This is a genomic window from Geodermatophilus sp. SYSU D00758 (genome assembly GCF_054049955.1).
In genome coordinates, this window is record NZ_JBJGYK010000020.1 from 50802 (window position 1) to 69362 (window position 18561).

The 18561-nt window shown below is 76.9% G+C and carries 17 protein-coding genes and 1 tRNA gene; 12 read left to right on the forward strand and 6 right to left on the reverse strand.

Annotation, left to right across the window (positions count from 1 at the left end; all coding sequences use genetic code 11):
- Positions 1-14 precede the first annotated feature (14 nt).
- A tRNA-Arg gene (locus ACI8AC_RS15850) sits at positions 15-86 on the forward strand.
- A gap of 247 nt (positions 87-333) precedes the next feature.
- On the opposite strand, the gene ACI8AC_RS15855 is transcribed toward ACI8AC_RS15850, so the two are convergent.
- On the reverse strand, positions 334-3087 hold the full coding sequence (locus tag ACI8AC_RS15855) for an AAA family ATPase (protein WP_456898757.1): 2754 nt from the start codon (positions 3085-3087) through the stop codon (positions 334-336).
- Positions 3088-3170: 83 nt separating this feature from the next.
- Between ACI8AC_RS15855 and ACI8AC_RS15860 the strand changes: the two genes are divergently transcribed.
- Positions 3171-3386 carry a hypothetical protein gene (locus ACI8AC_RS15860; protein ID WP_456898758.1) on the forward strand — a complete coding sequence of 72 codons (216 nt, stop codon included), beginning with the start codon at positions 3171-3173 and terminating at the stop codon, positions 3384-3386.
- A 28-nt stretch (positions 3387-3414) separates the two neighbouring features.
- Here the strand turns inward: ACI8AC_RS15860 and ACI8AC_RS15865 are convergent, their stop codons facing one another.
- Positions 3415-4179, reverse strand: a complete 765-nt coding sequence (locus ACI8AC_RS15865; protein WP_456898759.1) for a glycoside hydrolase family 16 protein — start codon at positions 4177-4179, stop codon at positions 3415-3417.
- Between the two features lie 113 nt (positions 4180-4292).
- On the opposite strand from ACI8AC_RS15865, the gene ACI8AC_RS15870 reads away from it, so the two are divergent.
- Positions 4293-5696, forward strand: a complete 1404-nt coding sequence (locus ACI8AC_RS15870; protein WP_456898760.1) for a NupC/NupG family nucleoside CNT transporter — start codon at positions 4293-4295, stop codon at positions 5694-5696.
- Positions 5697-5937: 241 nt separating this feature from the next.
- On the opposite strand, the gene ACI8AC_RS15875 is transcribed toward ACI8AC_RS15870, so the two are convergent.
- Positions 5938-6708 (reverse strand): SDR family NAD(P)-dependent oxidoreductase, encoded by a 771-nt coding sequence (locus ACI8AC_RS15875; RefSeq protein ID WP_456898761.1) that lies wholly within the window; start codon positions 6706-6708, stop codon positions 5938-5940.
- 159 nt (positions 6709-6867) lie between these two features.
- On the opposite strand from ACI8AC_RS15875, the gene ACI8AC_RS15880 reads away from it, so the two are divergent.
- The 6 genes from ACI8AC_RS15880 to ACI8AC_RS15905 all read left to right on the forward strand — a co-directional run bounded on the left by ACI8AC_RS15880 (position 6868) and on the right by ACI8AC_RS15905 (position 12424).
- Positions 6868-8364, forward strand: a complete 1497-nt coding sequence (locus tag ACI8AC_RS15880; RefSeq protein ID WP_456898762.1) for a long-chain-fatty-acid--CoA ligase — start codon at positions 6868-6870, stop codon at positions 8362-8364.
- Positions 8361-9584 (forward strand): acyl-CoA dehydrogenase family protein, encoded by a 1224-nt coding sequence (locus tag ACI8AC_RS15885; RefSeq protein ID WP_456898763.1) that lies wholly within the window; start codon positions 8361-8363, stop codon positions 9582-9584. Before ACI8AC_RS15880 ends, ACI8AC_RS15885 begins: the two co-directional genes overlap by 4 nt.
- Before the next feature lie 61 nt (positions 9585-9645).
- Positions 9646-10032 (forward strand): hypothetical protein, encoded by a 387-nt coding sequence (locus tag ACI8AC_RS15890; RefSeq protein WP_456898764.1) that lies wholly within the window; start codon positions 9646-9648, stop codon positions 10030-10032.
- Positions 9953-11077: an alpha/beta fold hydrolase gene (locus ACI8AC_RS15895; protein WP_456898765.1), complete on the forward strand. Its 1125-nt coding sequence runs from the start codon at positions 9953-9955 to the stop codon at positions 11075-11077. Before ACI8AC_RS15890 ends, ACI8AC_RS15895 begins: the two co-directional genes overlap by 80 nt.
- The gene (locus tag ACI8AC_RS15900; protein WP_456898766.1) at positions 11070-11633 is read left to right on the forward strand and encodes an N-acetyltransferase family protein; all 564 of its coding nucleotides are present in this window, start codon (positions 11070-11072) and stop codon (positions 11631-11633) included. The genes ACI8AC_RS15895 and ACI8AC_RS15900 overlap by 8 nt, the downstream gene beginning before the upstream one ends.
- Positions 11634-11752: 119 nt before the next feature.
- Positions 11753-12424: a hypothetical protein gene (locus ACI8AC_RS15905; RefSeq protein ID WP_456898767.1), complete on the forward strand. Its 672-nt coding sequence runs from the start codon at positions 11753-11755 to the stop codon at positions 12422-12424.
- A 3-nt stretch (positions 12425-12427) separates the two neighbouring features.
- Here the strand turns inward: ACI8AC_RS15905 and ACI8AC_RS15910 are convergent, their stop codons facing one another.
- The 3 genes from ACI8AC_RS15910 to ACI8AC_RS15920 are packed head-to-tail and all read right to left on the reverse strand — an operon-like array spanning position 12428 to position 15649.
- On the reverse strand, positions 12428-14065 hold the full coding sequence (locus ACI8AC_RS15910; protein ID WP_456898768.1) for an ABC-F family ATP-binding cassette domain-containing protein: 1638 nt from the start codon (positions 14063-14065) through the stop codon (positions 12428-12430).
- Positions 14066-14114: 49 nt separating this feature from the next.
- On the reverse strand, positions 14115-15194 hold the full coding sequence (locus ACI8AC_RS15915; protein ID WP_456898769.1) for an adenylate/guanylate cyclase domain-containing protein: 1080 nt from the start codon (positions 15192-15194) through the stop codon (positions 14115-14117).
- The gene (locus tag ACI8AC_RS15920; RefSeq protein ID WP_456898770.1) at positions 15191-15649 is read right to left on the reverse strand and encodes a universal stress protein; all 459 of its coding nucleotides are present in this window, start codon (positions 15647-15649) and stop codon (positions 15191-15193) included. Before ACI8AC_RS15920 ends, ACI8AC_RS15915 begins: the two co-directional genes overlap by 4 nt.
- A 172-nt stretch (positions 15650-15821) precedes the next feature.
- Between ACI8AC_RS15920 and ACI8AC_RS15925 the strand changes: the two genes are divergently transcribed.
- From ACI8AC_RS15925 to ACI8AC_RS15935, 3 genes are all read left to right on the forward strand, one after another.
- Positions 15822-16802 (forward strand): ABC transporter ATP-binding protein, encoded by a 981-nt coding sequence (locus ACI8AC_RS15925; protein ID WP_456898771.1) that lies wholly within the window; start codon positions 15822-15824, stop codon positions 16800-16802.
- The gene (locus ACI8AC_RS15930; protein ID WP_456898772.1) at positions 16799-17554 is read left to right on the forward strand and encodes an ABC transporter permease; all 756 of its coding nucleotides are present in this window, start codon (positions 16799-16801) and stop codon (positions 17552-17554) included. Before ACI8AC_RS15925 ends, ACI8AC_RS15930 begins: the two co-directional genes overlap by 4 nt.
- A gap of 137 nt (positions 17555-17691) precedes the next feature.
- Positions 17692-18501 (forward strand): ankyrin repeat domain-containing protein, encoded by an 810-nt coding sequence (locus ACI8AC_RS15935; RefSeq protein ID WP_456898773.1) that lies wholly within the window; start codon positions 17692-17694, stop codon positions 18499-18501.
- The last annotated feature ends 60 nt before the right edge of the window (positions 18502-18561 follow it).

Here is an 18561-nt window from a genome sequence, read left to right on the forward strand (position 1 = left end):
CGCCCCACCGACGAGCCCCCGTAGCTCAGGGGATAGAGCACCGCCCTCCGGAGGCGGGTGCGCAGGTTCGAATCCTGCCGGGGGCACGGGTCACCGCGAGGCGGACGAGAGGCCCCACCGGGTTCCCGGTGGGGCCTCTCGCGCGTCCCGGGCCGGAGCCCTGGTCAGGTGCACCCGGCCCGGTGGCCGTGGTCGGCCGCGAAGGCCGCCAGGACGTCCTCGGTGCTGCCCCGGACCCGGAGGAACTGCGTTGTCCAGGACGGCCGCCCCGACGCGCTCCGGCGCGGCCGGCTGCACCGAGAGCACCGGGCGGCGGACATCGGTCGGGCCGGCTCAGCCGCCGGGCCCGGCCCGCTCGCCGCCGGGCGCGAAGGCCGCCGCGACCGCCACCCGGGACCGCAGGCCGGTCTTGCGCAGGACCGCGGTGACGTGGTGCTCGACCGTCCGGGGGCTGAGGAAGAGCTCGGCGGCGACCTCCCGGTTGGTCATCCCGCGGGCCACCAGGAGGGCCACCCGGGTCTCCTGCGAGGTGAGCACGCCGCCCGGCGACCCGCGCCGCACCCGCTGGCCCGTCGCGGCGAGCTCCTCGACAGCCCGGCGCTCCCAGCCGTCGAGCCCCATGTCCGCGAAGGCCTCCGCCGCGATGCGCAGCTGCCGGCGCGCGGCCACCCGCTCGCCGGACCGGCGCAGGCGTGCGCCGTGGAGCAGCCGGGTGCGCGCCGCGCCGAACGGGTCGGTGCCCGCGGCGGCGGCCTCGTGCGACCGCTCGAACGCCGCGGTGGCCGCCGCGTCGTCGCCGGCCACCAGCCCGGCCAGGCGCTCGGCCTGCGCGCGCACCTCGGGCAGCGCCGTTCCGGCGTGCGCCTCGGCGTACCGGACGGCCAGGGCCGCGGCCTCGGCGTGCCGGCCCAGGCCCAGGTAGGCCTCGACGAGGTCCGGCGCCACCGCCAGCTCGTGGTCGCCCCGCGGCAGGCGACCCCCGTCGGCGGCGATCCGCGCCTCCAGGACCGCCACGACCCGCCCGAGGTCGCCGCGGCACAGCGCGGTGAACGCGTCGACGAGGTGCACCTGCACCGACGCCGCCGCGACGCCGGCCCGGGTCCCGAGCTCGCGGGCGGTGGCCAGCGCGGCCGCCGCCTTCTCGTGCCGGCCCCGCGCCGCCTCCTCGAAGGCCAGCACCTCCGCCGCGGTCGCGAGATCGGCGACGTAGCCGAGCTCGCGCCCGAGCTCCATGGCCTCGCCCGCGACCGCGTAGGCGCGCCGGTGGTCGCCGCGCACGAGGGCCCACCCGGCGACGAGGACGTGCACGAGGGGCAGGACGCCGAGGGCACCGGCCGCCCGCGCCGCGGACAGCCGGCGTTCCACGACCGGGACGGCCCGCTCGGGCTCCCCGGCCCAGGCGGGGGCGAGCGCGGCGACCGCCAGGTAGCGGGCGTCCGTGCGCAGCCGGGGGTCGGACTCCAGCCGCTCCAACGCCCGCAGGGCCGGGGCGCGCGCCTCGGCCCAGCGGCCGCCGAAGGCCAGCGCCATGGCCTCGGTGTGGTCGGCGAGGGCCGCCTGCTCGGGGTCCCCGGGGTCCGCGGCGGCGCGCACCTCGGCGGCGACGGCGGCGACCGCGGCGGGTGATCCGAGGCGGTAGCCGACGAAGCCGAGCTCGACGAGGGCCCGCAGCCGCTCGCCGCCCACCGCGCAGCCAGCCGCCGAGCGCAGGAGTTCGCCGGCCGCGGGGACGGACCCGGCGTAGTGCTCGATCGTGCCGAGGGTGAGCAGCGCACGCCCGCAGTCGGCCGGGGCGGCGGCCCCGTCGAGGGTCTCCCCGGCCAGCCGCCGGGCGCGGACCGGGTCCCCGGCCAGCCAGGCGTCCTCGGCGGCCACCGACCGGTCGGAGGCGGCCGCGCCGGCCGAGCTGCGCAGCCGGGCGGCGTGCTCCTGCAGCGCCGAGGCCGCGGCCAGCCCGCGCCGTCCCCGTTCCCGCCCGGCGAGGCGCGCGAGGTCGTCGGCGAGCCGGTCGTCGGCGCCGAGCACGGCCAGCGACCGGTGCCGGGTCGCGAGCTCCGGGTCCTCGTCCAGCGCCGCGGCCAGGCCGGCGTGCGCCGAGCGCCGCTCACCGGGGGGCGCGGCCCGCAGCGCCGCCGCGCGCAGGAGCGGGTGCACCGCCTCGAGCGTGCCGGGCCCGGTGACCAGCAGCCCGCACCGCTCGGCGTCGGCCACCGCCTGCTCCGGGACGAGCCCCTCGGCCCGGAGGGCACGCACCACCGGCCCGGCGTCCGGGCGGGAGGAGCAGGCGACGAGCAGGAGGGCGCGGCGGGCACCGGCCGGGGCCTGCCGCAGCACCCGGTCGAACCCCGCCGCGAGCCGCTGCCCGACCGGGACGGCGTCCGGGAGCGGGGCCGAACCGCGGCGTTGCTCGGGGGTGAGGGCGCGCGCGGCCTCCAGCAGCCCGAGCGGGTTGCCGCCGGTCGCGGCCACCAGCGCCCCGACGAGGGGGTCGGCGACCTGCTCGGCCAGCAGCCGGCGCGCGGCCGGGAGGTCCAGGCCGGACAGCTCCCGCCACGGCAGGTCGGCCAGCTCGTCGGCCTCCCCGGGCGCCGGCGGGCGGCGCGCGAGCAGGAAGGCCACGCGGTCCCCCCGCAGCCTGCGGGCGGCGAACGCCACCGCCCGCAGGGACCCCGCGTCGAGCCACTGGACGTCGTCCACCGCGACGAGCAGCGGCTCCCGCTCGGCCGCCGCCCCGAGCAGGGACACGGTGGCCGCGGCGACCAGGAAGCGCTCGCCGGGGACGGGGCCCGCCGTCCACCCCAGGGCGGCGCCGAGCGCGTCGCGCTGGCCGGCGGGGAGGTCGGGCAGGCCGGCGCGCAGCGGGGTGAGCAGGTCGAGCAGGGCGCCGTGGCCCAGGCCGAGCTCGGCCTGCACGCCGCGGGTCCGGGTCACCCGGAACCCCGCCGCCGAGGCCGCGGCGACCTCCAGCAGGCTGGTCTTGCCGACGCCGGCCTCGCCCTGGACGCACAGGGCAGCGGAGCGGCCGCGACGGGCCTCGTCCAGCGTCGCGGCGATCTCGGCCAGCTCGGGTGCGCGGCCCACGAGCACGGCCCCGGACCGTACGCGCCCCCCGGGGTGGATGGGGGATCTCCCCGACGCGACGGCGCTGCCCCGGTCCCGACGCTGTCCCCATGACGCTGCTGACCGCACCGCCCGGAACCGCGGCTCCCCCGGCCGGGCCGGCCGCCCGCCGCACCGGTCCGGGTCTCCTCACCCGGCTGGTCCTGCTCCTCGGCCCGCACGCCGCGACGGTCGAGATGGTCGTCGGCGCCCCCGTCGGGCTGGGCACCGTCAGCGCGCTGCGGGCCGCCCGCGGCGAGCTCCTGCGACCGGCGCCCCGGCGGTGAGGACCGCCCCCGGCACCCGTCCGTGGTGTCAGGCGGGCCGGCGGCTGCGGACCCCGGACACGACCAGCTCCGGGACCGGGACGTCGGCCCGGCCGGCCGCGGCCCGGGCCGGGAAGTCGAAGACGCCGAGCATCAGCTGCACCGGGTGGTCCGGGGCCTGGTCGAGACGCCGGACCACCTGCCCGTCGACGGTGAACACCAGGGACGCCGGCGCCCAGTCGACCGCGTAGGTGTGGTCGCGGGCGAGGTCGAGGGGCAGCCGCACGGTGGTGAAGTCCTCGGCCACGTCGGGGTTGCCGAACCGGTGCACCCCGACCCCGACGTCCGCCGCGCCGCCCCGGACGGTGTCCCCGAAGACCTCGGCGACGCAGATCTCCGCCGAGTGCTCCCGGACCTCCTCGGTGCCCGACAGCCAGAAGGCGACCATCGACCGCTCGGTGACCGTGGCGCGCATCGTGGCCTCGATCCGGCCGTACCGGGGGGCGTGCCCCCAGAAGGCGGGCTGCTCCTCCCGGACGACGAGGCCGTCGGCGAAGGGCTGCGGTCCCCGCGTGCTGCCGACCGGGCCGGACCAGTTGCCGGTCTGCAGGCAGGACACCCGCATCGGCTCCTCGTGCCGGTCCGGGCACCACAGCGGCTGCTCCGGTGGGATCCACAGCCGCAGCTCGCCGTCGCGGACCTCGTACGTGGCCGCCGAGGCGGCCCGCGAGCTCCAGTGCGGCAGGTAGTACGGGAACCACACGGCGGGGTCCAGGGCCCGCCCGGGGAAGCGCTCGTCCAGCTCCTCGCGCACGGGGGCAGCCTAGGGACAGCTCCGGGGAGCCGTCAGCCCGTCGGCGTCACCCTCCGTGCTCCACGGTGCTCGTGGCGACGTCCCGCGCCGGTGACGCACTGCCATAGTGCCCCATGGTCGGTGTTCTCTGGGGTCTCGGCGGGATGGTCGCCCTGCTCGCCGTGGCGGTCGCCTTCTCGACGGACCGGACGGCGATCCGCTGGCGGACCGTCCTCGGTGCGCTGGCCATCCAGGTGGTGTTCGCCGTGGTGGTCCTGTTCTGGGACGCCGGCCAGGCCGTGCTGGAGGGCGCGAGCCGGGCGGTCCAGGCGGTCATCGACTCCTCCAGCGAGGGCATCGCCTTCGTCTTCGGCCCGGCGCTGCCGGAGGAGGGGCTCGTCTTCGCCTTCCAGGTCCTGCCGGTGATCATCTTCTTCGCCGCCCTGACCGCGGTGCTCTACCACCTCGGGATCCTGCAGCGGGTCGTGCGGGTCGTCGGCGGCGGCCTGGCGTGGGTGCTCGGGACGACCCGCCCGGAGTCGATGAACGCCGCGGCGAACATCTTCGTCGGGCAGACCGAGGCGCCGCTGGTGATCCGCCCGTACCTGGCGCGGATGAACCGCTCGGAGCTGTTCGCGGTGATGGTGGGCGGGCTGACCACCGTCGCCGGCTCCGTGCTGGTCGGCTACTCCCTCCTCGGGGCCGAGCTGCGGTACCTGATCGCGGCGAGCTTCATGGCGGCCCCGGCCGCGCTGATGATGGCCAAGATCGTCGTCCCGGCGGACCGGGACCGCGGGCCGAGCACCGAGGAGGAGTCGGCGCCGCTGCCCCGGTCCGGGGGTGCGGTCGACGGCGCCGACCGCGCGCCCGGCGTGGACGCGCTCGACGGGGCGAGCCGGCGGGACGACGACGGGCCGGTCGGCGGCGGCACCGCGGGGGACGCCCGGCGCGCGCGGGCGGCGGGAGGCGCGACCGCCTCGGGCAGAGCTGCGGGGGACGGCACGACCGAGGACGAGGTCGTCCACCGGAACGTGATCGACGCCGCCGCGCAGGGGGCCTCGGACGGGCTGCGGCTCGCCCTCAACGTCGGGGCGATGCTCATCGCCTTCATCTCGCTGATCGCACTGCTCAACCTGGTCCTGGGCGCGGTGGGCGGGCTCTTCGGCGCCGAGGACCTGACCTTCCAGCAGGTGCTCGGGTACGTGTTCGCCCCGGTGATGTTCGTCGTCGGGGTGCCGTGGGACGAGGCCGTCGCGGCGGGCAGCTACCTGGGGCAGAAGGTGATCCTCAACGAGTTCGTCGCGTTCAGCGACTTCGGGCCCGACGCCGGGACGTTCTCGACCAAGGCCCAGGCCGTGATCACCTTCGCGCTCACGGGTTTCGCGAACCTCGGCTCGCTGGCGATCCTGCTCGGCGGGCTCGGCAGCCTGGCCCCCGCCCAGCGCCCGGTCATCGCCTCGCTGGGGTTGCGCGCGGTGCTGTGCGGAACGCTGGGGAACCTGATGAGTGCCGCGATCGCCGGGATCCTGATCGGGTGAGGCCGGCGCACCCGCCCCGCCGGCGGCGCCCCTCCGCGAGGCGGGGGTGGACGGGGTCGTCCCCGCGGCACCGGCCCGGGACGTGGCGGCCTCGGCTCGGGTGAGGTCGAGCACCAGGCCGTCGTCCGTGCCGCGGGAGCCGACCCGGGAGGGGGCGGACCGGCCGGGCCCGCGGTGACCGGGGACCGGTACCGGGTGCGCTGGCAGGTGTCCGCGGAGCCCCGTGCGGCCCCGTCGCTGCTCAGCTGGTGAGCATGCCGCCCTCGACCGGCAGCGTGGTCCCGGTGACGTAGCCGCCGGCGTCGCTGACGAGGAAGACCAGCGCCGCGGCGAGCTCGTCGGGGTCGCCCTTGCGGCCCACCAGCACGCGGGACAGCTGGCCCTCGATGTAGCCCTCCGGGTACTGGTCGGTCATCTCGGACTCGAAGAACCCCGGCGCGAGGGCGTTGACCCGGATGCCCTTGCGGCCGGTCCACTGCTGGGCGAGGTCCCGGGTCAGCCCGATGAGCCCGGCCTTGCTGGCGGCGTAGGCGGCCTGCGGCAGCCCGGCCGTGGTCAGCCCCAGGATGCTGGAGATGTTCACGATGGAGCTGCCCGGCTGCATCACCCGCCCGCAGGCCTGGGCCATCCAGTAGCAGCCGTTGAGGTTCACATCGATGACCTGGCGGAACTGCTCGGGGCTCTCGCGGGTGGCCGGCACGGCCGTGCCCACCCCGGCGTTGTTGACCAGGACGTCGACCTTCCCGAACTCGGCCATCGTCGCGTCCACGAGCGCCTGGCAGTCCTCGGGCCGGGAGACGTCGGTGCGCACCGTGAGCGCCCGCCGGCCGGCCGCCTCGACCGCCGCCCTCGTGCCGGCCAGCCGGTCCTCGCGGCGCGCGCCGAGCGCCACGTCGCAGCCGGCCTCCGCGAGGGCCCGGGCGAACACCGCGCCCAGCCCCGAGGACGCACCGGTCACGATCGCCACCCGACCGTCCAGCCGGAACATGTCGAGGATCGTCCTGTCGCTCATGCCGCTCCTGTTCGTCGCCGTGGTCCTCCGCGAGCCTGTCCCGGGCGGGGCCGGCGCGCCACTCCGGGAATCCGGAACGAGAACGGCCGGGGTGTGGGGTAGACCACGGTCCGCCCGGGTAGGGGCCGGGTCCCGTCCCCGGCCGAGGGAGACCCCGCGGTGAACCTCGCACAGCACCTCGTCGACACGACCGCGGAGCACGGCGACCGGGCCGCGCTCCGCATGGACGACGCCGTCCTGACCTACGACGGGTTCCGCGACGCCGCCGGCGGCGTGGCCGCGGGCCTGCGGGCGCGGGGCGTGCGGCCCGGCGACCGGGTGGGCATGGTGCTGCCCAACGTGCTCAGCTTCCCGGTCGTGTTCTACGGCGCCCTGATGGCCGGCGCCGCCGTCGTCCCGATGAACCCGCTGCTCAAGGCGCGCGAGGTCGAGTACTTCCTGCGCGACTCGGGCGCCCGGCTGGTCGTGGCCCTGGACGCCATCGCCGACGCGGCGACCGAGGCGGCGGCCGCCGTGGGCGTCGACGCGGTGACCGTCGGCCCCGTCGACGCCGGCGCGTCGCTGGGCGGGTCCGGGCAGCGCGACCCCGAGCCGCGCGACGACCAGGACGCCGCGGTCATCCTCTACACCTCGGGGACCACCGGGCCGCCCAAGGGCGCCGAGCTGACCCACGCCAACCTGCGCAGCAACTGCCGCACGGGGGGCGTCGAGCTCGTCGAGCTCACCCCGGACGACGTGGTGATGGGCTGCCTGCCGCTGTTCCACGTCTTCGGCCTCACCTGCGGGCTCAACGCCTCGGTGCTGGCCGGCTCCTGCCTCACCCTCGTCCCCCGCTTCGACGGCGCGAAGGCGCTGCAGGTCATCGAGCGCGACCGGGTCACCGTCTTCGAGGGCGTGCCGACGATGTTCGCCGCGATGCTGCACTCCCCCGACCGGGACCGCCACGACGTCTCCAGCCTGCGGCTGTGCGTCTCCGGCGGGTCCGCCATGCCGGTCGAGGTCATGCGCGGCTTCGAGGAGGCCTTCGGCTGCGTCGTCCTGGAGGGCTACGGGCTGTCGGAGACCTCACCGGTGGCGTCGTTCAACCAGCTGCACGCCGAGCGCAAGCCCGGGACGATCGGGACGCCGATCCGCGGGGTGGAGATGCGCCTGGTGGACGACGCGGGCCGCGACGTCCCGTCCGGCGAGGTCGGTGAGATCGCCATCCGCGGCGAGAACGTCATGCGGGGCTACTGGGGCAAGCCGGAGGAGACCGCCAAGGCCATCCCGGACGGCTGGTTCCGCACCGGCGACCTCGCGCGGCAGGACGAGGACGGCTACTTCGCCATCGTCGACCGCAAGAAGGAGATGATCATCCGCGGCGGCTACAACGTGTACCCGCGGGAGATCGAGGAGGCCCTCTACGAGCACCCGGCGGTGGGCGAGGCCGCGTGCGTCGGCGTCCCGCACCCCGAGCTGGGCGAGGAGGTCGCCGCCGCGGTGGCCCTCAAGCCCGGGCAGCAGGCCGACGCCGACGAGCTGCGCGCCTGGGTGAAGGAACGGGTGGCCGCCTACAAGTACCCGCGGCACGTCTGGCTGGTCGAGTCCCTGCCCAAGGGGCCGACCGGGAAGATCCTGCGCCGCGCCGTCGAGATCCCCTCGGAGGTCGCACGATGACACCGCCGGCTCCCCCGCAGACCACGCAGCACGTGGACACCAGCCACCTGGGCGAGGCGCTGGGCACCGACTTCTTCTCGGTGCGCGAGCAGTTCACCGACGAGCAGTGGGAGCGGTTCATCGCCGTCCGCCGCTTCGTCGACGCCGAGGTGGTCCCCGTCGCCGGTGACTACTGGGAGCGCGCCGAGGTGGCGTGGCCGCTGATCCGCCGGCTGCCGGAGCTGGGGATCGTCGGCGAGAGCATCAAGGGCTACGGCTCGGCCGAGATGAGCCCCATGGCCGCCGGGCTGGTGCACATGGAGCTGCACCGCGGCGACGGCAGCCTGGGCACCTTCCTCGGCGTGCACGCCGGGCTGGCGATGCAGTCGATCGACATGTGCGGCTCGGAGGAGCAGAAGGCCCGCTGGCTGCCGGCGATGGCGACGCTGGACAGGATCGGCGCGTTCGCCCTCACCGAGCCGCACCACGGCTCGGACTCCGTCGCGCTGGAGACCTCCGCCCGCCGCGAGGGCGACACCTGGGTCCTCGACGGCGCCAAGCGCTGGATCGGCAACGGCACGCTGGCCGACCTCGTGGTCGTGTGGGCGCGCGACGAGGCCGACGGCCAGGTCAAGGGCTTCGTCGTCGAGACCCCGGCCGAGGGGTACGAGGCCTCGGTCATCACCGGCAAGATGTCGCTGCGCTCGGTGTGGCAGGCCGACATCGAGCTGCGCGGGGTCCGGGTGCCCGAGGAGAACCGGCTGCAGGAGGCGCACAGCTTCGCCGACACCGGCCGGGTGCTGGCCACCACCCGCAGCGCCTGCGCCTGGATGGCCCTGGGCCACGCGACGGCCGGGTACGAGGCCGCCCTGACCTACGCCAAGGAGCGCCGGCAGTTCGGCAAGCCCCTCGCGGGCTTCCAGATCGTCCAGGAACGCCTCGTGCGCATGCTCGCCGCGCTCACCGGCATGCAGCTCTACTGCATGCAGATCGGCCGGCTGGCCGAGGCCGGGCGGCTGTCGCCGACCGTCGCCGGGCTGGCCAAGATGCACAACACCCGGACGGCGCGCGAGATCCTCGCCGAGGCGCGCGACCTGCTCGGCGGCAACGGGATCCTGCTGCAGAACCACGTCATCCGGCACATGGCCGACATCGAGGCCATCCACACCTTCGAGGGCACCGAGACGGTGCAGACGCTCATCGTGGGCCGGGACATCACCGGGGTGAGCGCCTTCACCTGAGCCGACCCACCACCCCGGACCACCCGCCCGCCAGCACCCGTCCCGAGCCCCGGGAGGAGCCATGTCCGACCCCCGGCCACCGCTGTGGCGGCAGGCGTTCGACGCCGCCGAGCGCCGGGTCACCCCGCGCGCCGAGGAGTTCGTCCGCACCGAGACCTTCGCCGTCGGCGCCGCGCTGCTCCGCCGGGCCACCACCCTGGCCCTCGCCTCGGCGCGCGGTGCCAGCACCCGCGCCTGGCACCTGCTCAACCTGCCGGCCGGCACCGACGTCCACCGCCTGCGCGCGCAGGTCGGCGCCCTGGACCGGGAGGTCCGGCGGCTGACCCTGCAGCTCGAGGCCCAGCGAGCCCGCACCCGCGAGGAGTCCGATGCCCACCCTGCCCACCCCGCAGACGGTCCTCGACCGCGTCCGGCGCGACGTGGAGCGCAACGCCCTCCGCGCACGTAACGGCCTCAAGCTCGTCGGCGGCGTCGACCGGCCCCAGGTCGGCACCACCCCCAAGGACGTCGTCTGGCAGCGCGGCCGCACGCAGCTGTGGCGCTACCGCAACGACCCCGAGGTCCACGGCGGTGTCCGGTGGTCCCCGCCGCTGCTCATCGTCTTCAGCCTGGTCAGCCGCAGCTACGTCCTCGACCTGGCCCGGGGCAACAGCTTCGTCGAGCAGCTGCTCTCGGCCGGCTTCGACGTCTGGATGCTCGACTGGGGGGAGCCGGACGCGCGGGACGCGGCCAACACCCTCGAGGACTACGTCGACGACTACATCCCGGCGGGCATCGACCGGGTGCTCGAGGTCACCGGCGCCGACGAGGTCACCCTGTTCGGCTACTGCTTCGGCGGGGATCTCGCGCTGCTGCACGCCGCGCACCACCCCGACACCCCGGTGCGCAGCCTCACCGTCCTGGCCACCCCGGTCGACTTCCGCCGGATGGGGCCGCTGGCCGACCTGTTCCGCGTGGGCGGCCTGGAGGTCCGGGACGTGCTCGACGCCGACGGCAACGTGCCGCCCCGCGTCGTCGTCCAGGGTTTCCGCGCGCTCACCCCGACCGCCGAGGTGACCCGCTACGTGACCCTGTGGGAGAAGCTCTGGGACGACCGGTACGTCGCCGGCTACCAGGCCATGACCGGCTGGGCCGACGACCACGTGCCCTTCCCCGGCGCGGCCGCGGAGGAGACCGTGCGGATGCTGGTGCGCGACAACGGCATGGTCACCGACCGGCTCAGCGTCGGCGGCGACCGGGTGCACCTGAAGGACATCCGGATGCCCTTCCTCACCGTGCGGGCCGACCGCGACCACATCGTGCCGCCGGAGGCGACCGCCCCCCTGATCGACCTGGTCGGCTCCACCGACAAGCACGAGCTGCGGCTGCCGGCCGGGCACATGGGCCTCGTGGTCGGCCGGACCGCCGCCCGGACCACGGTCCCGACGATCATCGACTTCCTCCAGCGGCGCAGCGAGCCGGTGGGTGGCACCGGGGAGGACACGCGTGGCTGACGTCGTCGACCTGACCCCCGAGCACTGCGACGCGCTGCTGCGCTTCTTCGCCGACCTGCCCGAGGGCGACCGGACGTTCATCCGCGACGACGTCACCGACGCCGACGTGGTGCGGGGCTGGGCGGCCGGGGGCACGCCCGGGACCCGCCGCTGGATCACCGTCGAGGACGGCGGGGGCACCGGTGACGTCGTGACCGGGTACGTCGCGGTGCTGCGCCTGCCCGGCTGGTCCGACCACGTCGGGGAGGTCCGGCTGGTGGTGGCCCCCGGGTCCCGCGGCAGCGGGCTGGGGCGGACGCTGGCCCGGCACGCGCTGGTCCAGGCGGTCGAGGCCGGGCTCACCAAGCTGGTGGTGGAGGTGGTCGCCGAGCAGGGCGCGGCCCTGGCGCTCTTCACCGACCTGGGGTTCACCGGCGAGGCGCTGCTGGTCGACCACATCCGCGACCGCGACGGGCACCTGCGCGACCTGATGGTCCTCGCGCACCACGTCGGGGACACCTGGGCCGGGATGAGCGCGGTGGGCCTCCCGGAGGCCCTCGGGGAGGAGCCGACCTGAGCGCGCCCCCGGACCGACCGCCGGCTGCCGCCTGAAGGTCACCGCGCGGTCACCTCGGCGCGCCACCCTCAGGGGCACGCGGGCCCGTCCCGGGTCCGCCGAGCGTCCCGGGAGGCACCGTGACCGCACCCCCGTCCGGCCGCTGGCTGCGCGTCGGCGCCACCGTCGCCGCCGGGAGGCTGCGCCCGCCCGTCGGCAGCAGCCGCCGGCGCTCCGTGTGCGGCGCCGCCCGGGTGCTCACCGGGCTCGGGCTGCGCGTCGAGGTGCGCGCCCCCGCGGTGGCCTGGCCGCGGGGCGGCACCGGCCTGCTGCTGGTGGCCAACAGCGTGTCGGCGCTGGACCCCCTCGCCCTGCTGACCGCCGTGCCCTCGGCGGCGGTGGCCGGGTCGCCGGACCGGCTGGCCGGCGTCGGCCTCCCGGCGGTCCCGGCGGTCGCGGCCCGGGTCGCCGCGGCGCTGCACGCCGGGACGTCGGTGGTCGTCCGACCGGAGGAGCGGACGGCGGACGGCGGGCTCGGCCGGTTCTCCCCTGCGCTGCTGGTCGCGGCGCCGGCCACCGGGGCGGCCGTGTGCCCGGTCGCCGTCCGCTACCGGGGCCCGGGCACGCCGCCCCCCGCCGGCCGCTCGACGGTCGCCGCGCTGCGCTGGCTGGCCGCCTCGCCCGGGACCGTCATCGAGGTGCACCTGCTGCCGGCGCTGGCGTCGGCCGGGGCGAGCGCCGCCGAGCTGGCCACCCTCGCCGAGTACGCGGTGGCCGGGGTCCTCGAGCCGACCGTGCCGGCGGCCCGCTGACCCTCAGCCCTCGGTGACCTGCCCGCCGGCCACCGCCAGGCGGCGGGTGGTGTCCACGGCGGCGAGCATCCGGCGGTCGTGGGTGACCAGCAGCAGCGTCCCCCGGTAGCCGGCCAGCGCCTGCTCGAGCTGCTCGATGGCGGGCAGGTCGAGGTGGTTGGTCGGCTCGTCGAGGACGAGCACGTTGACCCCGCGCGCCTGCAGCAGCGCCAGCCCCGCCCGGGTGCGCTCCCCCGGCGAGAGCGTGTCCGCCGCCCGCAGCACGTGCTCGGCGGTCAGCCCGTACTTGGCCAGCAGGGTGCGGACCTCGCCGGTCGGCCGGTCGGGCACCTCCGCGGAGAAGGCGTCCAGCAGCGACTCGGAGCCCACGAAGGCCGCGCGGGCCTGGTCGATCTCCCCCACCCGGACCGAGGGCCCCAGCGAGCCGCGCCCCGCGTCGAGGGGGACCCGGCCGAGCAGCGCGGCCAGCAGGGTGGTCTTGCCCGCGCCGTTGGGGCCGGTGATCGCCACCCGGTCACCCCAGTCCACCTGCAGGTCGACCGGGCCGAGGGTGAACCCGCCGCGCCGCACGACCGCACCGGAGAGGGTGGCCACGACCGCGCCGGCCCGGGGTGCGGCGGCGATCTGCATCCGCAGCTCCCACTCCTTGCGCGGCTCCTCGACGACCTCCAGCCGCTCGATCCGGCGCTCGGTCTGCCGCGCCTTCGCCGCCTGCTTCTCCGCCGAGGACCGGTTGTGCGCCTTGATGAACTTGTCGGGGTCCCGCTGCTTCTTGACCGCGTCGCGCACGCCCTTGGCCATCCAGTTGCGCTGCATGCGCGCCCGGGCCTCGAGGTCCGCCCGGGTCTCGGCGTACTGCTCGTACTCCTCCCGCGCGTGCCGGCGCGCGACCTCCCGCTCGGTCAGGTACGCCTCGTAGCCGCCGTCGTGCACCCGCACCAGCTGCTGGGGCAGGTCCAGCTCGACGACCCGCGTCACCGTGCGGGCCAGGAACTCGCGGTCGTGGCTGACCACGACGATGCCGGCCCGCGACCCGGTGACGAAGCGCTCGAGCTGGGCGAGCCCGGCCAGGTCCAGGTCGTTGGTCGGCTCGTCCAGCAGCAGCACGTCGTAGCGGGACAGCAGCAGCGCGGCCAGGCCGACGCGGGCGGCCTGGCCCCCCGAGAGCCCGGCCGTGCCCGCCGCCGGGTCGACCCCGGGCGCGACCTCGGCCACCACCTGCGCGATGCGCTCGTCGAGGTCGGCCCCGCCGAGGGCCAGCCAGCGCTCCAGCGCCGCGGTGTACTCGTCGTCGGCACCCGGCCGGCCGGCCGCCAGGGCCTCGGTCGCGGCGTCCAGCGCGGCCTGGGCGGCGGTGACGCCGGTCCGGCGGGCCAGCGCCGCGCGGACGCTCTCCCCCGGCCGGCGCTCGGCCTCCTGCGGCAGGTAGCCGAGGGTCGCCGTCGGCGGCGTGACCGCCACGGTGCCGGACTGCACCGGCAGCTCACCGGCCAGGGTCCGCAGCAGCGTGGACTTGCCCGCCCCGTTGACCCCGACGAGCCCCACCACGTCGCCCGGGGCGACCACCAGGTCGAGGTCGGAGAACAGCACCCGGGCGCCGTGCCCGGCAGCGAGCCCGCGGGCGACGAGGGTGGCGCTCATGCCGCCCAGGGTGCCGGGTCGGCCCCGTCCGGGGCGAACGAGATCCGGGTCACGGCCGGTCGGGCCCGTCCGGGTGCTCGCCGAGCACGTCGTCGGCCATCTCGTCCAGCATCGTCTCGACCGCCAGGTCCTCCCCGCCGGCTGGGCGGAGGCGCACCAGCCACGGCTGGAGGTCCTCGTAGCCGCGCACCGACACCCGGTTGAGCGGGCGCACCCGGAACCGGGGCAGCCCGCGCAGCCGGCCGGCCAGCTCCCGGTCCACGAGCAGGGTCCCCGGCCGCGCGATCGTGGTCAGCCGGCTGGCCAGGTTGACCACCGGCGAGTAGACGTCGCCGAGGTGGGTCAGCACCCGCCCGTAGGCCGCCCCGACCCGCAGCGGCGGCCGCTGCGCGGTCCGCCACGCGACCGGCAGCTCCAGCCCGATCTCCACGGCGTCGACCGGCGAGGCGGCGGTGTAGAGGACGCCGTCCCCCACCGTCTTGACCACGCGGCCGGAGCGGCGGGCGATGACCTCGGCCGCGGTGGCCTCGAAGTCCTCGATCATCTCGCCGAGCTCGCGGCCGCCCATCCCGCGGCTGCGGGTGGTGTACCCGACCAGGTCGGCGAAGCCGACGGCGAGCTCGCGGATGTCGCCGGCCCCGGCGGCGCCGAACAGCCGCTCGGCGTTGGCGGCCAGGTGCCGGCGCCACACGTAGTCCTGCACCGCCCGCAGCAGGGGCAGCAGCCGGCGGGTGCTCTCCGCGGCCCGGTCGGGGTCCACCCGGCCGGGCGGGTCGGCGTCCCGGCTCAGCACCTCGCCGAGCATGTCGGTCTGCCAGTCCGCCAGCCGGGCCAGCGACTGCGCCATGGCACGGGCGATGGAGGCCTCGGTCGCCTCGTCGACGAACCCCGCGTCGATGAGCGCCGAGAGCAGGCCGAGCGCCTGCACGTCGGCGTCGGTGAAGACCAGCGCGTCGTCGGGCGCGTCGGGGAACCCCAGGGCCCGCCAGAGGCGCTGCGTCCGCCGCGGCTCCATGCCCGCCATCTCCGCGACCTGCCCGCGGGTGTAGCGGCGCGGGCCGCCCAGGAGCAGTCGTTCCAGGAGCTCGCGGGCCTCCGGCGCGCCCGCGGCGTCCCCGGGCCCGGTCACCCGGTGGTGTGGACGACCAGGACGTCGACCGGCGAGCGGCGGGTGAGCTCGGCCGGCACCGAGCCCAGCACCCGGCCCCGCAGGCCGCGCAGCCCCCGGTCACCCACGACCAGCAGGCCGGCCCGCTCCCGGCCCGCCAGGTCGAGCAGGGTCTCGACCGGGGAACCGATCGTGGCGACGGGGTGCACGTCGGTCGCGCCGGCCTCGCGCGCCTCCGCCACGGTCGTGCGCACCCGGCCCTCCGCCGGCCCCAGGCCCACGACCTCGTGGACGGCCTCGCCGAGCACCTCCTGCGCCGGGCGGTCCTCGTCCTGGTCCACCCGCGGCGGCCGGTAGGCGCAGGCGACGACGAGCCGCGCACCGACCGCGCCGGCCAGGGCACCGGCCCGGTGCACCGCGCGCAGCGACGAGGCGGACCCGTCGGTGCCGACGACCACGGTGCGGTAGGCGCTCACGGCCGGCCAACCTACCGGGACGCCGCCCCGGGTGTGTCCCTCCCCACCCCGGCCCGGACGTCGGGCCCCGGGGCTCCCGGTCAGGGGCCCCGCTGCGCTAGGAAGGTCCCGCCGACCGACCACGACCGAGGAGACGGCCATCCGCCCCGGCAGCACGGCCCACCGCGACCCCGTGCGGGTCGAGGTCACGGGCCTCACCAAGACCTTCGGCGCCGTCCGCGCCGTCGACGACCTCACCTTCACCGTGGAGCCCGGGTCGGTGACCGGGTTCCTCGGGCCCAACGGTGCCGGGAAGACCACGACGATGCGCATGGTGCTCGGGCTCGAGCAGCCCGACTCCGGCACCGCGACCTTCGACGGGGCCCGCTACGCCGACCTGCCCGCCCCGGTGCGCACGGTCGGCGCGGTCCTGGAGACCGCCTTCCACCCCGCCCGGTCCGGCCGCAACCACCTGCGCGTCTACTGCCGCGCCGCCGGCCTGCCCCTGTCCCGCGCCGACGAGACGCTCACCCAGGTCGGCCTCGCCGACGCCGGCGGCCGCCGCGCCGGCGGCTACTCGCTGGGCATGCGGCAGCGGCTGGCGCTGGCGACCGCGCTGCTCGGCGACCCGCCGGTCCTCGTGCTCGACGAGCCGGCCAACGGCCTGGACCCCGAGGGCATCCAGTGGCTGCGCGGCTTCATCCGGCACCTGGCCCACGACGAGGGGCGCACGGTGCTGGTCTCCAGCCACCTGCTCTCGGAGATGGAGCACACCGCCGACCGGGTCGTCATCGTCGGCGCCGGCCGGCTGGTCCGCGAGGGCTCCATCGCCGAGCTGCGGGCCGGCGCCCAGGGCCCCGGCACCGTGCTCGCCCGCAGCCCCGAGGCCGACCGGCTGGCCGCCGTCCTGGCGTCCGCGGGCCTGGCCGCCACCCGCGGGGACGACGGCCTGGTGACCGTGCGCGGCACCACCCCGGCCGACGTCGGGGCCCGGGCGTTCGCCGCGCAGCTGGAGCTGCACGAGCTGCGCGCCGAGAGCAGTGGCCTCGAGGACCTCTACTTCCGCCTCACCGCCGGCCAGGAGCAGTTCGCCGCCACGTCGCCGGCCCCGTCGCCGGGCCCGTCGCCGGACACCGAGCCCGCCGGCCCGACCACCCCGGGAGCCGCGCGATGACCGCGCTCGTCCGCGCCGAGTGGACCAAGCTGTTCACCACCCGCGTCTGGATCGGGCTGCTGCTCGGTGCCTGCGTCATGGTGGCCGGCTTCGCCGTCCTGTTCACCTCCTTCGCCGGCGACCCGGAGAGCGGGCTGCCGCCGGTGGGCACGGAGCAGTACGAGGAGCTCATCCTCGCCACGGCGGCGAACGTGACCGTGCTGTTCCTGATCCTCGGGATCATCGGGATGACGCAGGAGTACCGGCACCGGACGGCGACGCCCACCTTCCTCACCACCCCCCGGCGCGGCCGCGTGGTCGTCGCCAAGCTGGTCGGCTACGCCCTGGTGGCGGTCCCCTTCGCCCTCCTCGTGCTGGCCGTGAACTACGCGGTGGTGGCCGTCTACGCGGGCGCCCGCGGCGACGCGCCGCCGCTGACCGGGGACAACCTGCGCATCCTCGCCAGCAGCGGCCTCGCGCTGGTGATCTACGCCGTCATCGGCGTGGGGCTCGGGGCCCTGCTGCGCAACCAGGTGGGCGCCATCGTCGGTGGCCTGGTCTACCTGTTCGTCATCGAGCCGATCATCCGGTCGATCCCGGCCACGTCCGGGGCGTACAAGTGGATGCCGGGGGGCGCGCTGGAGGCCCTGACGGCCACCTTCGAGGGCCCGGACCTCCTGGAGCCCTGGCAAGGGGGGCTGCTGCTGCTCGGATACGGTCTGCTGGCAGCCCTGCTCGGCACCCTGCTCGCCGTGCGCCGCGACGTGGTCTGAGGAGAGGACCCCACGCGCACGCTCGCGGCACGCGCCCGCAGGCGGCTCCCGTCCGCCCCACGCCCGCGAGCCCGGGGCGGCGCCCCCGACGGGGCCGCCGCCCGCGGCACCCACCCCCGACCGGAACCGTGATGCCCATGACCACCCGGATGACCGCCCAGCGGCTCGCCCGGCTCGTCGCGGACGGCGACACCGACTCCGTCCGCACCGCGATCGGCGAGTCGCCCCGCCTCCTCACCACCACCGTCGAGCGCGACGGCCAGGGCGGCTGGACGCCGCTGCACCTGGCCGTCGCCGAGGGCCGGGCCGAGATCGTGCGCCTGCTGGCCGGCGCGGGGGCGGACCTCGGCGCCCGGACCGAGCACGACCGCACCCCCCTGCACACGGCGCTCGAGTTCGCCCCGGACCTCGTCGCGGTGCTCCGCGAGCTCGGCGCGCCGGTCGACGCGCCGAGCGCCGCGTACCTGGACGACGTCGACCGGCTGACCGCCGAGCTCGACGCCGGGGCACCCCTGGCCGACCCGGTGACCGGCGTCGACCTGCTCACCTGGGCGGCGGCCGGCGGGGCCGCCGGAACGGCGCGCACCCTCCTGGACCGCGGCGCCGCCCCCGACGGCGGCGCGCTGCACGCCGCGGCCGGCGGAGGCCACCTGGAGGTGGTCCGGCTGCTGCTGGACGCCGGTGCCGACGTCAACCGCCGGGACCCCGACAGCGGCCGCTCGGCCCTGCACCGGGCCGTGGAGGGAGGTGCGGACGGCGCCGCCCCGGACGTCGTCCGCGCCCTGCTCGACGCCGGGGCCGACGTCAACGCCACCACCAGCGACGGGGCCAGCGCCCTGGACATCAGCCGGGTGGCCGCCGCGCGCAACCGGCGGGACGACGCGGGGCGGGCCGGCGGGCACGACGCCGTCGCCGAGCTCCTCGTCGCCCGGGGCGCCACGGACTGACCCCCGACCGGGGCGGAACCGCGCGTGCCCGGGCTCGGACCGGGGAGGTCGGGCGTAGAC